This window comes from Photobacterium sp. SP02 (assembly GCF_038519165.1).
Taxonomy (GTDB): Bacteria; Pseudomonadota; Gammaproteobacteria; order Enterobacterales; family Vibrionaceae; genus Photobacterium; species Photobacterium halotolerans.
Genome location: NZ_JASJOJ010000033.1, coordinates 1 through 20,816, shown reverse-complemented (window position 1 = coordinate 20,816; position 20,816 = coordinate 1). Strand labels below are relative to the sequence as shown.

The 20,816-nt window shown below is 47.9% G+C and carries 20 protein-coding genes; 4 read left to right on the top strand and 16 right to left on the bottom strand.

The window, feature by feature from the left end; all coding sequences use genetic code 11:
- The first annotated feature begins 122 nt into the window (after positions 1 to 122).
- Together P0Y67_RS14385 and P0Y67_RS14380 are read left to right on the top strand one after the other, a co-directional pair.
- On the top strand, positions 123 to 2,717 hold the full coding sequence (locus P0Y67_RS14385; protein WP_342392419.1) for an alpha-amylase family glycosyl hydrolase: 2,595 nt from the start codon (positions 123 to 125) through the stop codon (positions 2,715 to 2,717).
- A gap of 90 nt (positions 2,718 to 2,807) precedes the next feature.
- Positions 2,808 to 4,832 carry an alpha-amylase family glycosyl hydrolase gene (locus P0Y67_RS14380; protein WP_342392418.1) on the top strand — a complete coding sequence of 675 codons (2,025 nt, stop codon included), beginning with the start codon at positions 2,808 to 2,810 and terminating at the stop codon, positions 4,830 to 4,832.
- A 150-nt stretch (positions 4,833 to 4,982) separates the two neighbouring features.
- On the opposite strand, the gene P0Y67_RS14375 is transcribed toward P0Y67_RS14380, so the two are convergent.
- Entirely contained in the window at positions 4,983 to 5,135 is a 153-nt protein-coding gene (locus P0Y67_RS14375; protein WP_342392417.1) for a hypothetical protein, read from the bottom strand.
- A 946-nt stretch (positions 5,136 to 6,081) separates the two neighbouring features.
- On the opposite strand from P0Y67_RS14375, the gene P0Y67_RS14370 reads away from it, so the two are divergent.
- Positions 6,082 to 6,726: a LuxR C-terminal-related transcriptional regulator gene (locus P0Y67_RS14370; RefSeq protein WP_337111615.1), complete on the top strand. Its 645-nt coding sequence runs from the start codon at positions 6,082 to 6,084 to the stop codon at positions 6,724 to 6,726.
- Positions 6,727 to 6,974: 248 nt separating this feature from the next.
- Positions 6,975 to 8,495 carry an MFS transporter gene (locus tag P0Y67_RS14365; RefSeq protein WP_342392416.1) on the top strand — a complete coding sequence of 507 codons (1,521 nt, stop codon included), beginning with the start codon at positions 6,975 to 6,977 and terminating at the stop codon, positions 8,493 to 8,495.
- A 503-nt stretch (positions 8,496 to 8,998) separates the two neighbouring features.
- On the opposite strand, the gene P0Y67_RS14360 is transcribed toward P0Y67_RS14365, so the two are convergent.
- From P0Y67_RS14360 to P0Y67_RS14290, 15 genes are all read right to left on the bottom strand, one after another.
- On the bottom strand, positions 8,999 to 9,313 hold the full coding sequence (locus P0Y67_RS14360; protein ID WP_337111617.1) for a BON domain-containing protein: 315 nt from the start codon (positions 9,311 to 9,313) through the stop codon (positions 8,999 to 9,001).
- A gap of 59 nt (positions 9,314 to 9,372) precedes the next feature.
- The gene (locus tag P0Y67_RS14355) at positions 9,373 to 10,263 is read right to left on the bottom strand and encodes a F0F1 ATP synthase subunit gamma (protein ID WP_342392415.1); all 891 of its coding nucleotides are present in this window, start codon (positions 10,261 to 10,263) and stop codon (positions 9,373 to 9,375) included.
- Positions 10,260 to 11,801 carry an alternate F1F0 ATPase, F1 subunit alpha gene (locus P0Y67_RS14350; RefSeq protein ID WP_342392414.1) on the bottom strand — a complete coding sequence of 514 codons (1,542 nt, stop codon included), beginning with the start codon at positions 11,799 to 11,801 and terminating at the stop codon, positions 10,260 to 10,262. Before P0Y67_RS14350 ends, P0Y67_RS14355 begins: the two co-directional genes overlap by 4 nt.
- On the bottom strand, positions 11,791 to 12,594 hold the full coding sequence (locus tag P0Y67_RS14345; RefSeq protein ID WP_342392413.1) for a F0F1 ATP synthase subunit B family protein: 804 nt from the start codon (positions 12,592 to 12,594) through the stop codon (positions 11,791 to 11,793). The genes P0Y67_RS14350 and P0Y67_RS14345 overlap by 11 nt, the downstream gene beginning before the upstream one ends.
- A 3-nt stretch (positions 12,595 to 12,597) precedes the next feature.
- Positions 12,598 to 12,879 carry a F0F1 ATP synthase subunit C gene (locus P0Y67_RS14340; protein ID WP_342392412.1) on the bottom strand — a complete coding sequence of 94 codons (282 nt, stop codon included), beginning with the start codon at positions 12,877 to 12,879 and terminating at the stop codon, positions 12,598 to 12,600.
- A 44-nt stretch (positions 12,880 to 12,923) separates the two neighbouring features.
- Positions 12,924 to 13,592 (bottom strand): F0F1 ATP synthase subunit A, encoded by a 669-nt coding sequence (locus P0Y67_RS14335; protein WP_342392411.1) that lies wholly within the window; start codon positions 13,590 to 13,592, stop codon positions 12,924 to 12,926.
- The gene (locus P0Y67_RS14330) at positions 13,582 to 13,881 is read right to left on the bottom strand and encodes an ATP synthase subunit I (protein WP_161459031.1); all 300 of its coding nucleotides are present in this window, start codon (positions 13,879 to 13,881) and stop codon (positions 13,582 to 13,584) included. The genes P0Y67_RS14335 and P0Y67_RS14330 overlap by 11 nt, the downstream gene beginning before the upstream one ends.
- On the bottom strand, positions 13,871 to 14,206 hold the full coding sequence (locus tag P0Y67_RS14325) for an AtpZ/AtpI family protein (protein WP_342392410.1): 336 nt from the start codon (positions 14,204 to 14,206) through the stop codon (positions 13,871 to 13,873). Before P0Y67_RS14325 ends, P0Y67_RS14330 begins: the two co-directional genes overlap by 11 nt.
- Positions 14,199 to 14,588, bottom strand: a complete 390-nt coding sequence (locus P0Y67_RS14320) for a F0F1 ATP synthase subunit epsilon (RefSeq protein ID WP_342392409.1) — start codon at positions 14,586 to 14,588, stop codon at positions 14,199 to 14,201. The genes P0Y67_RS14325 and P0Y67_RS14320 overlap by 8 nt, the downstream gene beginning before the upstream one ends.
- Entirely contained in the window at positions 14,578 to 16,011 is a 1,434-nt protein-coding gene (gene atpD, locus P0Y67_RS14315) for a F0F1 ATP synthase subunit beta (protein WP_342392408.1), read from the bottom strand. Before atpD ends, P0Y67_RS14320 begins: the two co-directional genes overlap by 11 nt.
- Before the next feature lie 300 nt (positions 16,012 to 16,311).
- Positions 16,312 to 16,890 (bottom strand): TerD family protein, encoded by a 579-nt coding sequence (locus P0Y67_RS14310; protein ID WP_161446569.1) that lies wholly within the window; start codon positions 16,888 to 16,890, stop codon positions 16,312 to 16,314.
- Between the two features lie 24 nt (positions 16,891 to 16,914).
- Positions 16,915 to 17,490 (bottom strand): TerD family protein, encoded by a 576-nt coding sequence (locus P0Y67_RS14305; protein WP_120512559.1) that lies wholly within the window; start codon positions 17,488 to 17,490, stop codon positions 16,915 to 16,917.
- A 20-nt stretch (positions 17,491 to 17,510) separates the two neighbouring features.
- Positions 17,511 to 18,680 (bottom strand): toxic anion resistance protein, encoded by a 1,170-nt coding sequence (locus tag P0Y67_RS14300; protein WP_342392407.1) that lies wholly within the window; start codon positions 18,678 to 18,680, stop codon positions 17,511 to 17,513.
- A complete protein-coding gene (locus P0Y67_RS14295) occupies positions 18,670 to 19,740 on the bottom strand; it encodes a toxic anion resistance protein (RefSeq protein ID WP_342392406.1) in 1,071 nt (356 codons plus the stop codon). The genes P0Y67_RS14300 and P0Y67_RS14295 overlap by 11 nt, the downstream gene beginning before the upstream one ends.
- A 358-nt stretch (positions 19,741 to 20,098) precedes the next feature.
- On the bottom strand, positions 20,099 to 20,578 hold the full coding sequence (locus P0Y67_RS14290) for a GyrI-like domain-containing protein (protein WP_342392405.1): 480 nt from the start codon (positions 20,576 to 20,578) through the stop codon (positions 20,099 to 20,101).
- Positions 20,579 to 20,816 lie beyond the last annotated feature (238 nt).

The following is a 20,816-nucleotide window of genomic DNA, read 5'->3' as shown; positions in this document are numbered from 1 at the left end:
TGCTATTTACAACTCACCTGGCTGGATGAAATGTCCGCGTCAGGAGTGCGAATAACCATAAACAATAACTCGATCCGTTCGGGAGTCATCTCTCTTGCAAAGGACGGCAAAAGGAAATTGAAATGAGAACCTTACCTACGCTTATTGTTGGTGCGACGCTGATCAGCGCCCCCGCACTTGCCGACTGGCACTTCCGGGGCACCCCGAATCAGTGGAATGCGGCAGCAATGACACAAATAACGACCACTCACTATCAAACCTGCCAGACGTTTCTGCAAGGGGATGCCACAGGTGGCCCGCGATTTAAAATCGACCGCTACGGCGACTGGCAGGAAAGTTATCCCGCCGGCGATTTCACGGTTACCGGTGATCAGAGCTATCGGATCGACTTTTACACCGACAGCCAGACGATACTCACCCCCCCAGTGACCAGTTGCGACAGTTCGTCTCTGGCGCAGAACTTCACGGCGCTGCACTTTCGCGGCACGGCAAATCAATGGGCCGCAGAGGCAATGACCCTGGTCGATAACAACACCTGGTCGCTGTTGGTTCATTTTGACGGACAAACCAGTCAGCGTTTTAAGTTTGACCTGACCGGAGACTGGTCGCAGAACTATGGCGACAATCAGAATGACGGTGTGTTGGACGCATCCGGCGATGACATCTATACCCAGGTTAACGGCGAATATCTGGTCACGGTGAACGACCAGACGCTGAGCTATAGCCTGACGCCCGTGAATCCATGCACCTCAGATTGCACCCCGCTTGCGACGCTCGGCGCACAGTATCAGGTTGATAAAACCACCTTTGCGATCTGGTCGCCGGATCACAGCGATGTCACGGTTACCGTGAACGGCACCGAATACCCGCTGAGCAAAGTGAGCGATGCCAACGGCTACATAGATATCTATCAGATTGACGTTAGCGGCGATCTGCACCTTGCCGAGTACACCTTTAAGATCAATGGCATTCCGGTGCGCGATCCCTACGGGAAAATGGCAAAGCCAGGCACAGGAGACAGTGAAGCCATCAACATTGTGATGGACATGTCCCGCACTGTCCCTGATGGCGGCTGGGCTGAGCGTCCTGCACTGGTGAACCGCGAAGATGCGGTGATTTATGAAGTGCATGTCCGCGATTTCACCATCGATGCCAGCTCTGGTGTCAGCGCAGACAAGCGCGGTAAGTACCTGGGGATGGTTGAAAGCGGCACCCGTTACAACGGGCTGAAAACGGGCATTGATCATCTGGTCGATCTGGGCATCACCCACGTCCAGCTGCTGCCCGTCTATGACTTTGCCACTTGTGACGGACTCCCTGACAGCGATCCTTGTTACAACTGGGGTTATGATCCGCGCAATTACAACGTCCCGGAAGATCGCTATTCACAGGTGCCGACCGATTACGAGGCGCGTGCCAGCGAGTTTAAAACCATGGTGAATGAATTTCACAAAGCCGGGATCCGGGTCATCATGGATGTGGTGTACAACCACACTTACGCCAAAGAGATGTTTGAAAACATCAGCAGCCGCTATTACACCCCCACGGATCTGTCCGGCACAGGCAATTCCATTGATGCCGACCAGCCTATGGTCAGCCGCATGATTCAGGATTCACTGGCTTACTGGGTCGATGAATATGGCATTGATGGTTTTCGTTTCGATCTGATTGGCATTTTCTCTTACCAGGAAGTGGAAAAGTGGGGACGCGCGCTGAACCAGCAATTCCCGGATCGCAATTTACTCCTGTACGGCGAACCCTGGAATGGTTACGCCAGCGATCCGAAAGAAGCGCAACGTGTTCGTTACGGCACCACGCATCATATGGCACAAGAGCATGTCGGTGTGTTCAACGGCGCCTATCGTGAAGCCCTGAAAGGGTCGAACGACGATACCCGGACCGGTTATATGTTCAACAATCTGGGCAGCGCCGATGCGGGCTGGTCTGTCTATGATGGCATGCGCGGTTCAGCGTACGATCCCAATGACAGCCGCAACAGCACCTGGTTCAGAAACTTTGCCGCCGACCCGGAGCAAAGCATCAACTATATTTCTGCCCATGATAATTTCGGGCTGTGGGATAAAGTGTATTTAAGCCTGTCGGGCAATGTTGTCCAGAACAGCTCGCACCAGATTCTCAGCCTGACGCCACCGACCAGCCTCGATTACGCCAAACGCGTGGTGAATTTTGGCATGGGGATGGTACTGACCAGCCAGGGCATCGGGTTTGTCCATGCCGGTGACGAGTTCTTACGGACCAAAACCGACAACGAACAAATGAGTCATCCGGATGCCTGGAATTTCGGTGCGCACGGCGGTACCCACAATACCTACAATGCGCCGGACAGCTTTAACAGCATCAAATGGCAGCGCCGTGCTGATAACGCGGCGACCTATGATTACTTCAAAGCTCTGATCGCGCTGCGCCGCAATCACCCCGGTTTACGCATGCCCTCAAATCAGGACATCGCCAGTTACCTTACAGTCTCCCGACCCGCTGAGTTTGGCGGGCAACTGGTCACAGGTTTTATCACCTACCCGCAAGACACCCATCAGCTGTTTGTGGTGTACAACAGCGGCAACAATCAGACCATCAGCTTGCCTGCAGGCGACTGGACGCTGGTTGCCGATGCATCAGGCGCCCGTCATCAGACTGGGTTATCCGGCAGTGTGGTGGTTGAAGGCACTGCGGTGACTGTGTTTACCCAATCCCGTTAATTGTCTTGGTGCGTGTCCCTGAATGAAGGGGCACGTATCCACAAACAAACAGCGATCAGACATTCAAAAAATAACGACAGGAATTGAAACGTGAACAAAAGGATTGCTCATTCCACACTCTCATTACTGATAGCCGCAGCCCTGGCAGGATGCGGAAGCTCAAACCCATCTGCGGACCAAAACCAAACCATTGCGCCTTATGCCTGTAACCCAAGCGTTGCCGAGCAAAGTCAACAGCTTCGGATTTACCAGGTCATGGTCGAGAGCTTCGTCGATGGTGACCCGAATCTTGGTCATGGTACCGGCTACGGAACCAGTCATCACCAGGGCGATTTGCAGGGGATTATCGACGCTCTGGATTATATTCAGTCGTTAGGGGTCAATGCGATCTGGCTGACGCCTGTGTTTGCGTCGGTACCCACAGCAGGCCAGGATCACTGGGCGGACCGTTTGGATGCAACCGGCTATTATGCCACCGATTATTTTTCGATTGATCCGAAATTTGGCAGCTTGGAAACCGCGAAAGCATTGGTCGAGCAGGCCCATGCCAGAGGCTTGTATGTGTTCTTTGACGGTGTATTCGGCCACCACAAGGAGAATGTGGTGCCATCACCCACCGGAAAGCTGCCCGTGGGCAGCAGCAATCCGGTCAGCTACCCGGAAAGCCTGCCTTTTTATCAGGAAGTCGCAGCTTACTGGATCAAAACACTCAAAATCGATGGCTGGCGACTCGATCAGGCTTATCAGGTGCCTCTCGAGGCCTGGCAGGACATCCGCAAGACGGTCGATGAAGCCTCGCAGTCGGTCACTTACGTCAATCACCTTGGCGAAACAGTTCACCCGCTGGGTTACATGGTGGCTGAAATATGGAATAACGAAAATGTGATCAATCAGACAGGTTATGGTCCGCATGGCACACCGGGACTGTGTTCAGCCTTTGATTTTCCAGTCCGCTACCGGTTAGTCGAAACCTTCGCCGTGAATGAAAACAGCAACGGCGGCAAAGGCGGCAGCTGGCTGGCAGAAGGCATGGATTTGCATCGGCTTTATCCCGATCATGCCAAGCCCAATCTGATGCTGGGCAATCATGATCTCGTCCGTTTTGGTGATCTGCTGCAACGCGGCAATATTGCAGAACCCACCGATGATCAATACTGGCAGCGCCATAAAGCAGCGTTATCTTTCCTCGCCGCGTATACCGGCCCTATCACCTTGTATTACGGTGATGAAATTGGTGATCAGGTTGAACATTTTGCCGATAAAGTGCCGGGCGATATCTGCGCCATCCAAGGCTTATGTGATGATCATGTGGCCCGCTCCAGTGGCAAGGTTGACGGCGTCAGTGCCACGCTGAATGCGCGCCAGCGCGATCTCAAAGCTTATGTTACTGAGCTGATGACAATGCGGGCGGCGCACCCGGCGTTATACCAAGGCGAACGCCTCAATATGATGGCCAATGACAAGGTGTATGTGGATCGCAAGCAAAACGATCAGGACGCCGTTGTTTATCTGGTCAGCACCACAGACGCTTCGCAACAACTGGCTTTAGAAGCAGACACACTGGGCTCAGCCGGAGATTTGATTGACCTGCAAAGCGGTGAGCGCTTTCGCCTCAGCAGCGGATACTACACAATTCCGCTCGATGGCTTTGAAGCACGCTTCCTGCGCATTGCATCCCCGGTACAGCCTGCCGTGGATCTGACGGCCAGGGCCCTGAGCGTGACGGGCACAGGTATGATGGCAAAGTGTGATAATCCCACTGTGACTGAGCAAGGCCCGGTGAGTAAGCCGCTGTATGTGGTTGGCGATTTCACCGATTCAGGGTGGAAGCACAAAGCCAACCGGCAGTTCGAATACAAAGGCCAGAACCTGTATCAGGTGGTAACCAATGAACAGGCCGGCAGCTTCCGTCTGCAGTACGCCAGCAAAGACTGGTCGCCACAGTATACGGCCGAGGGGCTGGAACTCAGGCCGGGTCAGGAAACGCCGCTCACTGCAGGCAGCTATGGTAAAGACACCGCTGCCATGCTCCCTGAAGCAGGACGCTATGTATGGAGCCTGACCTTCCAGGATAACGGCTTACCCGACGCTGTCATGGTGTCGAAATGTGAGTAAATGAATAGACGGCGAGCGCTGTGCGCTTGTCTTGATGCGGGTAAATGGCAGTTGGCAGGATTAAACCTGTCATTCCTTTTTTCATCCTTGTGTCAGTCACATGCCCGTGTTTCACAAAAAAGCCTGCCATCTCTGGCAGGCTGTTTCGTTTTAACGCAGGAACTCGCCGTCACTGCCGATTTTCCCGGGGCCGTTCAAAACGTAAATCCCGGCACTGTAGCCTTTCACGGTAAAACTGATCGTGCCGTTGGATACCGTCAACTGATGACCTGTAACGGCATCGCGGTAGGTCCCGTTTCGCACGCCTGTGATTGGGTGTCCTGCGAAAATACCAGTTGCCACTTGCCGGTATGGGGGCGAGCGAGGCTCCCGTACGAATAAGCAGTAACAATCTCATCCATTGCATTCCTTTTGCTGTTTGAAAGAGCTGACGGTTCTGAACTATCGCAGCCATGATTGCGAAGCGGTGACTTCGCGGTTATCAGCTTATAAGGAATTGATGAGCACCACCCGAATGCCATCCGGGAATTTCACGAATTATGAACAGGTAAATACTATGTGTAACAAAGAGATAGGGGAAACATGCACGCTTAGTGATCAGGGTTCACAACGGAGTAATCGATGTTGTCCACACTGGTGATCTCACCCTGCCCCAGCGTCGCGAGCGTCTTGTCTTTGCTGTATGACGAAGTGTTGGTGTATTGCGGGTTGATGCTGTTGTCCGTGGATCGATTCCCTCTTCCTGTAAGCCGACACTAGTGATGGTACCTGCCAACTGACCCAGACAGGAGTCACTGCTGCCCGAGATGAGGTTTGCAAAGGGGGGTGAGCTGGGTTTAAGTTTTGAGGGATGTGGGATGATGGGAAAATGGGCGGCCAAAATATCTACGCTGAATTATTTGTTCTCATTACTACCTCTGCGAGAGATTTTTCTGAATGAGATATCCATTCTTGTTGGAGTAGGTCAATGAATACCCACGATCTTATGCTATCGATTTTTCTCCATCAAACACACAGATCATTAATTGGACTCTTGGTGTATTTATTGTTCTCATTTGTGGTTTAGACGTCGTTTGATGATAGACCAAACAGCCTACCTTTAGATCTATGTCACTATTTGCACATGAAATCATTGGTGTATAGGGAATCTCCCTATTCTATTGATATCAAGGCTGCTGTAGTATCGCTGTCTGTTTCAATAACCAAGAGATTACTTCAGTGAAGAAAATGCTGAAGAAAAGTATAAGCTATGGAAAGCATTGAGTATTTTCTCGAGAACCCGATTATTGACTTTCCTGTCGGTATTCTTTTCGTTAAAGATAAAAATTACAAGCTTGTTGCTTGTAACAGAGCTTACCTTGAGCTTTCTGGAAAATCTGATTTCGATGAAGTTATCGGTAAAAGTGATGATGATATGCCATGGAAAGTATTTTCCAGAGTATATAGAACACATGATAAAGATATTATTGAAGGGAAAAGTTATGACTTGTTTGAGCCAATCATCGACGCAACAGGTGAAAGATTCAACTTATATGTTAGAAAAAATCCCATCTTAGATAAATCAGGTAAAATCGCAGGCATCGTAGCGAACGCCATGATTTTCAACTTTTTTGACGGTTCATCTATTCTAAAAAAATCATCCGGCATTGTACAGAATGTGAGTTGCGGCGTTAAACTAAAGGAGCTCACTTCTAAGGAGAAAGAAGTTTTATTTCTTTTTCTTAACGGGCACAAAAGGAAATTTATATCTGATTCTCTAGAAATATCAAGTAAAACGTTTGATACACATATTTCATTCATTAAAGAGAAGTTAGGTTGCCAATCCAGCAATGAAATCATGATTAAGGGAATAGAACTTGGCCTACATAAAAAGGCACCTGAGTCATTGTTATAGTTCAATAAAATCAATCGGAATAAAATGATTCACCTATCTTTCATAGCGTCTAACATTTAATAGGCTTCAATCGTCCCCTCATGTAATCATGAAAAAACCATTCACATAAAATATGTGAGTCAGTTATTTATGATAACTAATTTTCAGTCACTTATATGCTTCTTTTTATAATCGATACAAACGCTTGACAATTATTTTAATGACCTTGTTTTTAACAACAAGATACAGTATTTAAAGTTGGTGTAAAAATGGTTAAAATTAAAATGTTAAATAAAAAACCAAACCTTGCCTTATTTGGTGTAGGATTAGCGAGCTTCCTTGGCTGTGTTGATTTTACGATAGTGAATACAGCACTTCCAGACATTCAATCAGAGTTTTCCTCTTCATTATCCTCGTTACAGTGGATCATGAACATCTTCGTTATCGCATTATCGTCCATGATGGTAACGATGGGAAGATTGGGAGACATTTATAGCCATGAAAAGGTTTTCTACACAGGGGTGATCGTATTTGGACTATCCTCCGTAGCAGCTGCACTATCCCAAAATATCGAAGTATTAATTATAGCCAGGTTAATACAAGGACTTTCCTGTGCAATTCTGTTTACAAATTCCGGAGCGATTATTTCGCATATATTTCCGGTAGAAAAACAAGGCCATGCACTGGGAATTTTATTTGGAATCAATGGTCTTGGTTTAGCACTTGGCCCTTTTCTTGGCGGCCTGCTTGTCAATTATATAGGTTGGAGATGGATCTTTTATATCAACATCCCCATTATCACTATTTCTGTATTGGCTTGCTTGCTTTCCATTCCTAAAACCAAACACAAGGAAAGTAAAGGTCGCCTGGATATCCCGGGATCTATTCTTGTGACCTTAATTCTTGCTTGTTTGTCAATACTGTTCACTCAAGGTTCAGTATGGGGCTGGCTGTCTACTCATGCAATTTCTCTGGTTGGTTTCGTTACTTTCTTAACCATCATGTTTTTCTTTGTTGAAAAAAGGGCAGAGGATCCAATTGTCAATTTCAAGATCATGAGGAATGCGCAATTTTCATCGTCAGCAATCGCTTCCTTTACACTTGGGGCATTCTATAGCCTGGCATTCTTTCTGATGCCACTTTATCTGGATAACATCAGACATCTGTCTGCATTGGATATCGGCTTCATGTTACTTCCTACGACCGCAGGAGTCGCGATTATTTCGCCTTTTGTTGGTAAGGCAGTAGACAAATTTGGGTGCAAGCCTATTATCGTGCTGGGGCTAGGATTGCTGGCTTTATCGGCAGGGCTGCAATCTCAATTTGTCGCTGATGAAACAACACCCTTCATCCTTCTTTCCTTTCTCTGCATGGGAATTGGCTGGGGATGTGTTTTAAGCCCGTCAATGACAGCAGCCGTCACGTCCGTACCGCAAACATATACAGGTGCCGCCATCGGAAACTTGGGAACAATACAAAATACGGGGGCTTCTGTTGGGCTGGCGATAGGCGTCGCGTTGTTCAATAGCAAGTTTATGGACAATATTTCCTCCGGACTGGGGGTGTCGATTTCGTCAGCAGAGCATTCCGGGGATATAGGCCAGCTCATGGATATGTTGACTCAGCAGCTAAGTACGAAACCAGACATTATTGCTCATATTGTCGTTTCAGGTTTCATGGCGTCCTATTCGAGCGCAATGTTATTGCTGGCTGCAATATGTTCATTGTCAGTCCTGACTTTGCTGATAAAGATGAAAAGCACAACGTCTGATGCCATCGAGGAAAGCTGACAGCCAGAGCTAACGGTCGTATTTAGGAGTTCTCCCGAAAAAGAATCAAAGCCGACAATTCGGCTTTGATTCTGTATGTAGCCATCGCAATCAGCTCCAGGGCATGATGGAGGCTATGGAAAAGATGCGATACATCCACAACCGTTTATTGCGCAAGGCTCATGTGATTCAGACTGCCAGTGATACGTGTCACCCTTCTGCATGCCGATACTGTCGAAGATGACTGCCGACTGGTCCTGACGGTAGTCGGTGCTGTCCACGACCTTGATTTCTGCCGTACCGCCCGAGATTAAGGTGGTGAGTTGGGTTTAGGTGTTTTGAAGTTGACAGCCAAGAGACTGCCGCTAGCTTGGTAGTTCCAGTAATTCAGCAGATTAAATCGGCTGTAAAATGCTCATATTAAAATGTCTGTCCTTGTAGGCCATTGCAATGAGACAAAAAGTAAGCAGTGGCTTTTGCTGAGTCAGCAATAATCACAGTGATCGTGATATAGCGAAGATGCGCTAATACTTCACACTCAGATTATTATCGACAGATTTCACGCCTGGGACGCCTTTCGCCAAGCTGCCCGCTTTTTGAATACTGGCTTCTGATGCCACAAAACCACTGAGCTGCACCACACCTCTGAAGGTCTCCACACTGATTTCAAGTGACTGAAGTTGGGGATCATTAAATATGGCGGCTTTTACCTTTGTTGTGATAACCGAGTCATCAAAGTATTCCCCGGTGCCTTGTCTGCTCGCCGTTGAGCCACAGCCAATCACAAACAGTAATGCCACAATGGTTAAGATCGAAGTAAAATGCTGTAATGTTTTCATAACTCACTCCCGCTGTTGTCACTGACGCACGAATTACTGATTACATCCACACAGATCCATTATGGTCTGTGTGTCGCAGTCCCGTACGATTCAAAACCCGCAATAACATCAAATAATTCTTCATCAATGACACGCTGGCGTAACCGGTGAAAATCCGTGCCCAATGTTTCTAATTGATTCTCAATGTTCTTTTCTGCACGCTGCATGGCTATCAGCCGACAGGCATTTTCACTGGCTAAAGACTCTGCACAGGCACGAAATAAAGACACAAAAATATATTCTTGCACGAAAGCAATAATGGCCGGCTTGCGCCCCTGAATCACTTCCGGCAGGTTTTGAGTCGGCCAGTCTCGCTGAGCAATCTCGCGATACCAGACCTCGTCAAGAGGCAATAAGCGCAGACAATTCGGTTCGAAGGTCGCCCCGGAAACCGGATGATTATGGAATAGATACACCGGGCCAATATCGCCACCTATACGCCGGTTTTCTATTTCTGACCGGATTTGACTGACCATAGCCGTGATTGCGCTCATTGAGTTGGGAAGCTCAAAGCGGGTATCAACGTCCAGATGACAGCTGTCAAGACGGGTCTGAATACGCTCACCCACAGTCCATATCCTTTTCCGGCATGGATGTTCACTAAGCGTCTGAACCGCAAAATCGACTAAGCGCTCGTTAAACTGTCCGACTAAACCCTGATCTGAGCCAAATATCACTGCTGCGACCATATTTGCTTTCTCATGAGTCTGCGGGCTGGCGGCAACCGACTTCTGGCGGAGACCGACGAGCAGAGCAAGCTGTACGGCCCTGTTGTAGTCCTCCAAAGCGCTTACGGCATTCTCATACTCATGAATACTTGATGCCGCTATCGCTTTCATCGTACGTACGATCGCGATCAGGTCAGACGCTGTCGCAATTTTACGGCGTAGGCTAACAGCAGTATTACTCATCTCTTTTCCTCTTGCTCTGGCAGGAAATCCAATAATGCCTGCTTTGCAATATCGGTAATCAATGCCCGATCTGCAGCGCTGAGCGCATCGTCTGAGTCTAATTGCGCAACCAGTTCATCCGGTATCTTTACTGCAGCAGCACAGATGGCAAGTTCTGCTTCTGCCATCTGTGCCAACGGCACGCGATCCAGTAATCCTGCGGTCAATGCCAATAACACGCTCATCTGTATTGGAACAGCAAGCGGCGATAACTCCTGCTGTTTCAGACAAGCCCGGATACGTAAGCCGTGTACCAGTTTCAAACGCGTCGTTTCATCAAGCCGGGCACCAAAGCGGGAAAAGTTTTCAAGTTCTTCGAACTGCGAATATGCCAGCTTCAGATCACCGGCGACAGCCCGATAAGCTGCGCGCTGTGCCTTACCGCCAACACGGGAAACCGATTTACCGACATCGACGGCAGGCAAAACACCTAACTCGAAAAGTGCGGGCGACAAATAAATCTGACCATCAGTGATCGAAATCAGGTTGGTCGGTATATACGCTGAAATATCTTGTGCTTCCGTTTCGATGATCGGCAAGGCGGTCAGCGAACCTCCCCCCAGGCTGGGGTTTAGGTGTGTTGCCCGCTCTAACAGGCGAGAATGTATATAAAAGATATCGCCGGGAAAGGCTTCTCGTCCCGGCGGTCGGCGCAGTAACAGAGAAAGCTCCCGATAGGCTCTAGCATGGTGCGTAAGATCGTCATAAACCACTAACACATCCCGGCCCTGAGCCATAAAATACTCAGCGATACTGGTTGCAGCGTATGGTGCAATATAAGCGAGTCCCGGCGGGTCATTCCCTTCTGTCACCACCACGACAGTGTAGGCCAATGCCCCTTTTTCACGCAGCGTCGCAATGACTTTCGCTACCCCAGAAGCGCGCTGACCAATCGCGCAATATACGCAGAGGACGTTTTTGTCGTGTTGGTTCAGGATGGTATCCAGCGCAATCGCGGTCTTGCCGGTTTGCCGATCACCTAAAATTAACTCACGCTGTCCGCGGCCAATGGGGATCAGGGCATCAATCACTTTAATCCCGGTTTGCAAAGGAACAGTCACAGCAGCCCGATCCATGATATGCGGTGCGGGCTGTTCAACCGGCAAACGGACTCCGGTCAGCAGATCACCCTGACGATCAAGGGGTCTGCCGGTCGGATCAATGATCCGGCCAAGCAACCTCTCACCCACAGGCACATCGACCACGTGACCACAGCGCTCAACCGGATCACCCGCCTGAAGCTGCCAGTAGTCACCAAGCAGAACCACACCAATTTCATCTTCATCCACATTAAAGGCGATGCCCTCAATGTCACCGGGAAATTTAAGCACCTCCTCAAAGCCCACTCCTGGCAGACCGGAAACCTTAGCGATGCCTGCGGCAATACTGGCAACCCGCCCGATTTCTCTGGGCGTTAACTGAGGCGAAAAGGTTGCGCAGGCTGCGTCAATTGTGGCAAGTGAGGCATCCAAAACGCGCTTGAGTGGCTCAGCTCTCATCAGCATTGCCCTTAGTCTGTACCCCCTGTTCAGGTACTGAGGCTTTAATCAGTTCATCGACACTGTGTTCCAGTGCCTTGAGATATTCCTCGATACTCCATGCCACTTTCTGTCCGTCAGTACTCAACTCAATACCACTGACCATTTCCGGCGCCGTTGCGAAACGAATAGCTGACGTCGTGCCGAATATTTTCCTGACCTGGGTTTCAATCAATATTTGGTTTTCTGACGGTAGTTCAAAGGCTGAACGCACCACAATAGGCTCAGCATCTGTACGCAGGGCGCTCGCCAATTTGCATTGTTCGTCAGTGCTTAACGCTTGCAGGCGGGCCACAAAAGCGGAAGTTATACGTTCCTCAAGCGTCACATCAGCCAAGTCAGCCAACGCCTTACGTGCAATAGCAAAAACCTGTTGTTGCATGCGGCGACCTATTTCTTGCCGCAGTTCTCTGGCTTCAGACTCCAGATTTTCCTGACGTTTAGCACTGAGTAACAGGGCTTCTTCACGCGCTTTATCCAGCAGACGCAAACGTTCCTGATTCGCCGCCACTGTCGCCTGGCTGAGCAATGTTGCTCTTTCCTTATCAAAAATCGCCTGCTTTTGCTGAAACGCCTGGCTCACTTTTTCGGCTTGGATCTTTGTTGCATCTGCGTCAGCCAGTTCACTGGCTATGCGCTGCTCTCGTTCGTCGATGGCATTGAGTATCGGACGATACAAAAACCGTTTGAGCAGCCAAACGAGTATCAGGAAATTAATAATCTGAGCGCTGACAGTAAACCAGTCGATGAGCATGCGCTATTTACCTGCCATCTGACCGATAACATAGTTCCAGAATGGATTAGCAAAAAGCAGAATCATCGATAGCACAAAGCAATAAATAGCAATTGATTCGATCATAGCAAGACCAACAAACAAGCTGCGGGTGATCGTTGCTGAGGCATCGGGTTGCTGCGCCAAAGCACTGAGAGCAGCGGCTACAGCCCGCCCTTCACCTAAAGATGGCCCAATGCTACCGACAGCCATTGTCAGACCAGCTGTAATAATCGAGACGACCGCAATAACTGTTACCGTATCCATAAGGTAGTCCTATTCATGTTTTAGCTTGTGGTTGAGTTTCGGACTTACTGACGCGAACGTGTCGCCGCCGCAATATAAACAGTCACCAAAATGCTGAAAATATATGCCTGAACAATGCCGGTTAGCAGCCCAAGCGCACTCAGAGCGATCGGAAAAAGAAAGGGAGTGAGAGACAATAGGATGGCAAGAATCATAGTGCCACTCATCATATTTCCGAAAAGTCGCGCGGCCAGAGCCAAGGTGCGTGAAAATTCACTGATGATATTGAAGGGCAGCATAATCACTGTCGGCTTCAGATAAGCGCCCAGATAAGCCCTCAAGCCACAATCCGAAATACCGTACATGGGTACTGCGATAAAAACACAGATAGAAAGTGCTGTGGTGGTAGAAAGCGAACCGGTCGGTGGCTCGAAGCCAGGAACAATGGTGAAAAGACTGGCCGAACCGATAAACAGGAATAGGGTACCAATAAAGCCCAGATACAGACGCGGCCGGGCCAGACCAACATCGCTAATCTGATTGACGATCCCAATCACTATGATTTCCAATAAGTTCTGCCAGCGACTGCGTTTCAATCCCCTGGACAAACGTCGTGTCACCAAATAGGACCCCAGCGTCAACACCGCCATCAGCCCCCAGGTAAAAATGATAGTCGCATTGATTTTAAACAGACCCCATTGCCAGAAAATGATGCTGTCCGGACTAAGGTGCATTATTGCCCTCCTGAATCGCTTCAGCTGAGCGGGTAAGCCGAATGATGGCCCAGCGCGCCAGGCTAAAACCCACTAAAGCCGCCAGCCAGTGCTGCCAGTTGTCACCACAAATCCAATAAAAGCCAGTTAAAACAATCCCGGTACGTACCAGCAGACTACTGAAAAACCACAAAGCCACATAGTCAGAGGCTATCGTCTTCTGAACGGTCAACCACAATCCACCGAAAAAAATGATACCCAGCACAATACCCATGATCAAAGGGGCGACAAGCCATAGATTATTCATCATCGTCAGTTTCCTGTTCATGAATTTCGCGACCTTCTTTGGCCAGCCAGTGCCAGGCATTGGCACAACCAATAACCAAACCGGCCACCAGCAAAGCCAGCGTCCAGGAATGTTCGCTGGGGTATCGGTTATCAAGCCAGATGCCCAGTGCTGTCCCGAGCAGGGTCGGTATCGCTACAGACCAGCCAACCAATCCCATCATGCCGAGGCCATTCCAGATGGTTCGCGATACATGCCGCTGAGACTGCCGCTTCCTCGCCGCCTTCGTCCCAATTTTCTGGCTGAAAGCCGTCTTTGTGATTGGCGACTTACCTTTTTTCTCATTCATGATGCAGTGTGAAAAAACGACGGATAAAATCGTCTTCGATTTTCGCTAACACCGAGCGCACACTTTTTTCCTGCTCGTCCAGTGCAAGGAATTCCTGTTCAATTGCATCATGCAGCTCTTCTAACGCCAGCCCGCCGATGGCATTTCTCACTGAAACCAACACATCTGTGCCCACTTTAACCAACACACCTTCGTCTACTGCTATATAAACCTCTCCGTCAGATGCGGTTTCATAAATCAAAATGCCCGGCACAAGCGCGGCTGCGCAATCAAGCCTGTTTGGCAACAGCCCAAAAGCGCCACTGTCTGACTCTGCGACAATGCGAAGAACGTTATTCTTCTCTGCAAACACATGATAAGGCAGTAAAATCTTAAGCTGCATGCTCGTCGCCGGCATCGTTTACATCCTTCCGCTTCTTCGCATTGTCAGTAGATTCACCAATAGCGCCAATCATATACAGCGCGCTCTCCGGTACATCCTGGAATTCATCGTTTAAAATGCGCTCACAACCGTCGAGAGTGTCTTCAAGACTAACCAGCTTGCCTTTAAGGCCGGTAAATTGTTCCGTGGTAAAAAATGGCTGGGTAAGAAAGCGTTCCAACCGGCGGGCCCGACCGACGATTTTGCGGTCATCATTCGACAATTGCTCTAAACCGAGCATTGCAATGATGTCCTTGAGCTCGGCATATTGGGCTAAGGTTCGACGAATCTCCTGCGCCAATTCATAGTGCCGTTTTCCGATGATATTAGGCGTCGCCATTTTCGAATTCGACTGGAGTACATCAATCGCTGGATACAAGCCTTCGCTGGCCATTTTTCGCGACAGTACAATAGAAGCAGAGAGGTGCGAGAAGGTATGCACCGCTGCGGGGTCGGTGAAATCATCCGCGGGAACATAAACGGCCTGAATAGAGGTAATGGCACCTCTGTCAGTATTTGCTATGCGCTCTTCCAGCTGTGCCAGTTCGGTGCCCATCGTCGGCTGATAGCCAAGCCTGGCTGGCATCTGGCCAATCAAACCAGAGACTTCCATACCAGCCTGGATAAAGCGGTAAATGTTATCGATTAATAGAAGAACATCACGATGTTCGTCGTCACGGAAATATTCAGCCATGGTCAATGCCGCATGACCGACTCTGAAGCGGGCACCCGGCGGCTCGTTCATCTGCCCGAATATCATCACCATACTTTCCAGCACACCCGCTGCCTTCATTTCGCGATACAGCTCTTCGCCTTCACGACTGCGCTCACCAATCCCACAAAAGATGCTCACACCTTCATGCTGCCCAACCATGTTGTGGATCATTTCAGTCAAAAGCACAGTCTTACCGACACCGGCTCCACCGAACAAGCCCGCTTTTCCGCCTCGTTCCAAAGGGACCAAGACATCGATAATTTTGATCCCGGTTTCAAAAATACTGGATTGTGTTGAACGATGCTCCAATGCAGGAGGGGCACGATGAACGCTGCGCCACTGCACCACAGGTTCTGCTAACCGGTCAATGGTGTTGCCAAAGACATCAAACATCCGCGATAAAATCGCTTTGCCGACCGGCGCCATCAAAGGGCCGCCACTATCAACAACCGGCATGCCACGGGCTAATCCCTGCGTGGTGGTCAGGGCGATACCTCGCACACGCTGCGCATCCAACTGGGCTACCACTTCAATCGCAATTTCGTCATCCGCCCCCGTGCGCAACAGAGAATGTATCTGGGGTAACAGGGATTGAAAAAGGACATCGACGACACTGCCTCGAACAGACACGATGACGCCTTTATTGAATGAACTTTCAATATTTTTCATATGCGCCCCTAAGCACCAAGCCGCTCTATGAGTCCCTTTTCTTTAATTTTCTAAGTCTAGTCCAGATCGAGACAGTACTTCCCTGCCACTTAAACAAAAAAGCTCAGATTAACCGCGCCCTTGATATCTGTCGCGCCACCAGAAGCTAAGGTGGTGAGCTGGGATTAGGTGTTTGAGGGGGGATAAATTAGCGGCCAATAACTCACCGCTATAATGTATGCCTTTGTCTCTTTTGTTTACTCACCATACAAAAAAGCCATGAACTATCATCATGGCTTTAAAAGAAAAAATCAGCTGTCATTACAGTGATGAACAAATCGTTGGAAGCATGTCATTCACATTAGTGCCATGAACAGGCTGGCCTTTCGCTGAAAAATGCCATTCATTATTCTGACGAGATAACAATGCGATATAGATGCCAGTGTGATTACCTTGCTCTGACAGGGTGAACCGACATAGTTCAGCCTGCGTTTGGTCCATCACTCGGCAATACGCCTGTTCGACTTTACTGAATGGCTGACCGCGAAAGCTATTTACTGTCAGGGCCATATAGCTCACATTTTTCGGCAGCTTTTCCAGATTGATTTTAATCTGCTCATCATCGCCATCGCCTTCACCGGTACGGTTATCACCCTGATGCTGAACGCTTTTACATTTTGACTTCAGTTTCTGGAAAAAAACCGTATCCAATACCTCACCCGTCTCGTTTAACAACACACAAGAGGCATCAAGATCAATATCGCTCGCACCGAAAATGGCACCAAAAAAACCTGTGGGTTTCACCGGATTCCAACCCAAACCAAGGGTCAGTTTTTTCAATTCAACTGACGCACTCTTAGTCAGAGATATGGTGCTGTTTTTTTCTAGATTAATCGCCATAACTACTTCTTCCAGGTCCGAGAATTATTGGTAACCGTTGACAAAATCAACCAGACCCAGCTGATAGCCAGCACCCACTGCTTTGAAATTCCACTGACCGTTTTCTTTAAACAGAGAACCGAATTGCACCGAAGTTTCACTGTGGAAATCATTGCCCAGATTGAACTGTGCAATCAGCTGACCCGAGTCTTCGTTGTACAGCTTGATGTAACTGTTTTTCACCAGACCGAAATTATGATTACGGGCTGGGGCATCGTGAATTGTCACAATCAGCGAAATCTCATCGGCGTCCGGAGACATATTGGTCAGGTTGATTTTGATGCTTTCGTCATCACCTTCACCGTTACCGGTACGGTTATCACCTGTGTGAACAACCGCTCCCTGCGGACACTTCAGATTGTTATAAAAAATAAAGTGACCATCAGAGAGGAGTTTTGGCTCGCCCTGCGCATTGTGGCGACAAACAAAAGCAGATGCGTCGATATCAAACGGTGAGGTATTGGTCACCGGATCCCAACCCAGACCCAGACGAAGATTAACCAGGCCCGGCTCTGTTTTTTGCAGGTTGATGGAGTTGCCTTTTTCTAAATTAATAGCCATAACGTTTCTCTAATGATGATTTAATTTGACAGAACAGACAGTAATTCTGTTTTCATGGATTCCATTTTCTGGCTGGCGGCCTGACGTTGTCTTGCGCCTTCCTGCTCAATGGTAACCACATCCTGCAGGGTGCTGATCAGTGTGGTCTGAACATGTTCAAGGGTTTCGATATCCACAACAGAGCGCTGATTGCTTCGTGCAACATCCAGCGTGTTCTGACGCAGCATGTCGGCATTTTTACGGATCAGATCATTGGTGGTATCGTCAATCTTGTTGCTGAGTTGAACGGCTTTCTTCTGCTCCAACATCGAAATTGCCAGCGTAAACTGCTTCTTCCATGCAGGAATGGTCAGCGTTTTGATGTTGTCGAATTTCTCAACCAAGGTCAGATTGTTGGTTTGCACCATGCGGATCATCGGTGCGGTTTGCAGCGCCAGCATTTGCAGTGATTTCAGGTCATACACACGCTTTTCAACCCGTGCCGCAATGTCTTTCATGTCACTCACCTGCTGGGCAAGGAATGAGGAACTTGCTGCTTCTTCAGCCATGCCATCAATTTTCTGCTGAATCAGATTCAACTTGGCTTCGCCGAACACAATGCAGGAAGACAGCTCTTTGTACTCATTCATATTATGAATGAAGACGTTGTCCAACTGATGCGCACGTTCACGCAGACTGGATTGCTGCTTATCAATTTCTTTGACCAGGCGCTCAAGCTGCGTATTGACCGAGTTAAACTGAGCCAGAATTTTTTCTTTGGTGTTCTTGACCTTGGAAATCAGTTTGGAGAAGAAGTTGCTTTCCCCCACCAGGGCTTCAATATTGACGCCCTTCGCCAGGCCAATCACCTCCGTCAGATTACCAGCCATGTGCTCCAGATCTTTACACTTCACATGTTTCAGCATGTCATCCGAGTAGCTGCCGATCTTCTGGGCAGACGCATCGCCCAGCGTTGCTACGCCATTCGGACTGTAAACATCCATTTGGGACAATTGGCTGACAAGGGTGGTTCTGAGCACTTGCGTATCAATCTGGCATTGCTCAAGCTCGGACTGATACTGCCCCATCGCCTGATCAACCGCAGCCTGAACGACCGCCTGCTCAAGCGCAACCGGGGGTTGTGAGACTTCGGTGGATTGCCCACCTGGCGCAGGGGTTGCTGTGTTTACAAAAACAGGTTTAAACGTCATTTTTATTCAGCTCTATGATACTGGAAAATAGCTTTTCCTGGATTTCGTTCAGTTCGTAATACAATGAGATTTCACTTTTTTCATGAAGTGCAATGGCAGTTAAAAACTGTTGTTTCCACACCTGGATGACATTAGTACGAATATCTTCCAGTCGGCTAAAACCATTCACCAAATTTGACGAATAAAGTTTTAATTGTGGTAATGTCATTAACAATGATTGACGTAACACTTGCAGGTTAGACAATTTTCTATCCCATCGACTTACGGCTTCTTTCTTTGTCGCAACAATGTCGATCTCGAAAGGATTAGAGGCTATTTCACTGTTTTTATCCGAATGCAACTCTGCGTTAAAGGCAGCCACTTTTATTTTAGCCGCCAGAATTCTCAGCTCTAATTCTTTATAAATTGAATGAACCTCTGACATACGATGCTCAAACTCAGACAATGTGGATTTCATTGATGTCAAATCCTGGAATACAGAGTCGATTTTTGCATCTACCTGATCACAGGCAAAATCAAATTCATGCTTAATAAATTCAATTTTTCCTTTTTTAGTCCGCATAAAGGTCGATATTCGGCTGGACATTTTCTTTGGGTTAAAGATAGAAACATCGATACTCTTAACAATATCGATTACCAACGAACCCAAGTCAGTCAGTTTATCAACTTTACCCAGCTTAGCGTAATCAGATAACTCACCCTGTACATCTTGAAAACGTTTCGATAAGTGGTTACAAAATTCAATCTGAGCCGTTGCACTTTCAATATTAATTTCATCTGAGAAAGTGCGTATTTTAAGATAATCATTCGATGATATCTCTGAGCATTCTCCTAAAATAGCATCTACTGATTTCTTCCAGTCACTCGGAATATCTATTTCACCATTCACCGACTTAACCTGGCTTGAGAAAAGTAAGCCAGGCGACCGGTTAACTTTTTCCGGTAAATCTGACACTTTCGGTGAATTCTCTTGTTTTATCCGAGCAACAGAAGAGAAATCTTTTATGTTTGATTTCTTATCTTGATTTGTTTTAGATGCACTATGAAAAGTTTTTACCATTCTCTCGCTCTGCTCTAAGTCAACGTCGTTAAACCTATAACGATAAAGCATTGATTCTGACAGCAGCAATCCTATTACTCACCACCTTTTATTACAACTTTTGAAATGTATTTAGACACTGTCATTTTTACTTATCCCATAGTCAAAATCACGCCCCTTAATCAAAAGTTAAATTCTTTGACTCTGATTCAATATACAAACAATTAATTTAATTTTTCTAAAAACCCTAAAATAACAAAAAAGTAAACGTTAACTAAAGTCAACGTCTGAAATTTTCACAAAATGAATACCACTTGTTAACAATAGACAGTGTTCAAAACACTGTAATCACTGTTTGATATGGACTGACAATCAGGGACTATGAAAGGGTAGTATCGGTCTGAACTCCAAACTGAATTTCGACAACATTCTTATCTGAATCCGGCCCGCACCAGTTGTGGTAAACCTCGCGGCTTTCACCGGTCAGCCTACAATCTTCGTCTTTCATTTCCTGTAACAGTGGCTGGTAACCTTTGACAAATAAATCATCCAGCGGACCTTCAAAAACGCAGGTAGCGCAATGGAAATCAGATAAACACTTCGCCTCAATGTCGCCTTTCAGAAATTCGTCACACTCGCCAGCGACAGGCAGGCAGAAATCCATATCAAATTCGGTCTGGTCATCCTGAGGAAAATGATAGGCAATGAAATGCCACGGGCCTGTAACATGTAAGTTTGATCGATCAATCAGATCCTGAATCTGCCGACTGCAATCAACGCTGGCAGGGCCAACATCGGAAATATACAAACGCTTTCTGATAAACAAAACCTGACTGGGGGAAGTGTGCTTAATATGCATTCTGTTGTCCTTTTTCGTATCTTAAAATTCCGCAAGAGTATTTCAGTGTTGCCCCAGGCTGGCAAAGACCAGAGAAAAGGTGTGGAAGGATCGTCACAATATGCACTTAAGTGCGCTTTGTGAGGTAACGTCTGCAGATTTTGCAAACTCTGGATACATCGGTATCGGTATCGGTATCGGTATCAGGGTGAGAGCATGAGTTAACAAGTTGTAAAATCACCATATAAAAAGCATGTTG

What these genes read in the sequence shown, in the direction of transcription:
- P0Y67_RS14385 (WP_342392419.1), top strand. Translation starts at nt 123, where the DNA reads ATGAGAACCTTACCTACGCTTATTGTTGGTGCGACGCTGATCAGCGCC.
- P0Y67_RS14370 (WP_337111615.1), top strand. Translation starts at nt 6,082, where the DNA reads ATGGAAAGCATTGAGTATTTTCTCGAGAACCCGATTATTGACTTTCCT.
- P0Y67_RS14365 (WP_342392416.1), top strand. Translation starts at nt 6,975, where the DNA reads ATGGTTAAAATTAAAATGTTAAATAAAAAACCAAACCTTGCCTTATTT.
- P0Y67_RS14360 (WP_337111617.1), bottom strand. Translation starts at nt 9,313, where the DNA reads ATGAAAACATTACAGCATTTTACTTCGATCTTAACCATTGTGGCATTA.
- P0Y67_RS14355 (WP_342392415.1), bottom strand. Translation starts at nt 10,263, where the DNA reads ATGAGTAATACTGCTGTTAGCCTACGCCGTAAAATTGCGACAGCGTCT.
- P0Y67_RS14350 (WP_342392414.1), bottom strand. Translation starts at nt 11,801, where the DNA reads ATGAGAGCTGAGCCACTCAAGCGCGTTTTGGATGCCTCACTTGCCACA.
- P0Y67_RS14345 (WP_342392413.1), bottom strand. Translation starts at nt 12,594, where the DNA reads ATGCTCATCGACTGGTTTACTGTCAGCGCTCAGATTATTAATTTCCTG.
- P0Y67_RS14340 (WP_342392412.1), bottom strand. Translation starts at nt 12,879, where the DNA reads ATGGATACGGTAACAGTTATTGCGGTCGTCTCGATTATTACAGCTGGT.
- P0Y67_RS14335 (WP_342392411.1), bottom strand. Translation starts at nt 13,592, where the DNA reads ATGCACCTTAGTCCGGACAGCATCATTTTCTGGCAATGGGGTCTGTTT.
- P0Y67_RS14330 (WP_161459031.1), bottom strand. Translation starts at nt 13,881, where the DNA reads ATGATGAATAATCTATGGCTTGTCGCCCCTTTGATCATGGGTATTGTG.
- P0Y67_RS14325 (WP_342392410.1), bottom strand. Translation starts at nt 14,206, where the DNA reads ATGAATGAGAAAAAAGGTAAGTCGCCAATCACAAAGACGGCTTTCAGC.
- P0Y67_RS14320 (WP_342392409.1), bottom strand. Translation starts at nt 14,588, where the DNA reads ATGCAGCTTAAGATTTTACTGCCTTATCATGTGTTTGCAGAGAAGAAT.
- atpD (WP_342392408.1), bottom strand. Translation starts at nt 16,011, where the DNA reads ATGAAAAATATTGAAAGTTCATTCAATAAAGGCGTCATCGTGTCTGTT.
- P0Y67_RS14310 (WP_161446569.1), bottom strand. Translation starts at nt 16,890, where the DNA reads ATGGCGATTAATCTAGAAAAAAACAGCACCATATCTCTGACTAAGAGT.
- P0Y67_RS14305 (WP_120512559.1), bottom strand. Translation starts at nt 17,490, where the DNA reads ATGGCTATTAATTTAGAAAAAGGCAACTCCATCAACCTGCAAAAAACA.
- P0Y67_RS14300 (WP_342392407.1), bottom strand. Translation starts at nt 18,680, where the DNA reads ATGACGTTTAAACCTGTTTTTGTAAACACAGCAACCCCTGCGCCAGGT.
- P0Y67_RS14295 (WP_342392406.1), bottom strand. Translation starts at nt 19,740, where the DNA reads ATGGTAAAAACTTTTCATAGTGCATCTAAAACAAATCAAGATAAGAAA.
- P0Y67_RS14290 (WP_342392405.1), bottom strand. Translation starts at nt 20,578, where the DNA reads ATGCATATTAAGCACACTTCCCCCAGTCAGGTTTTGTTTATCAGAAAG.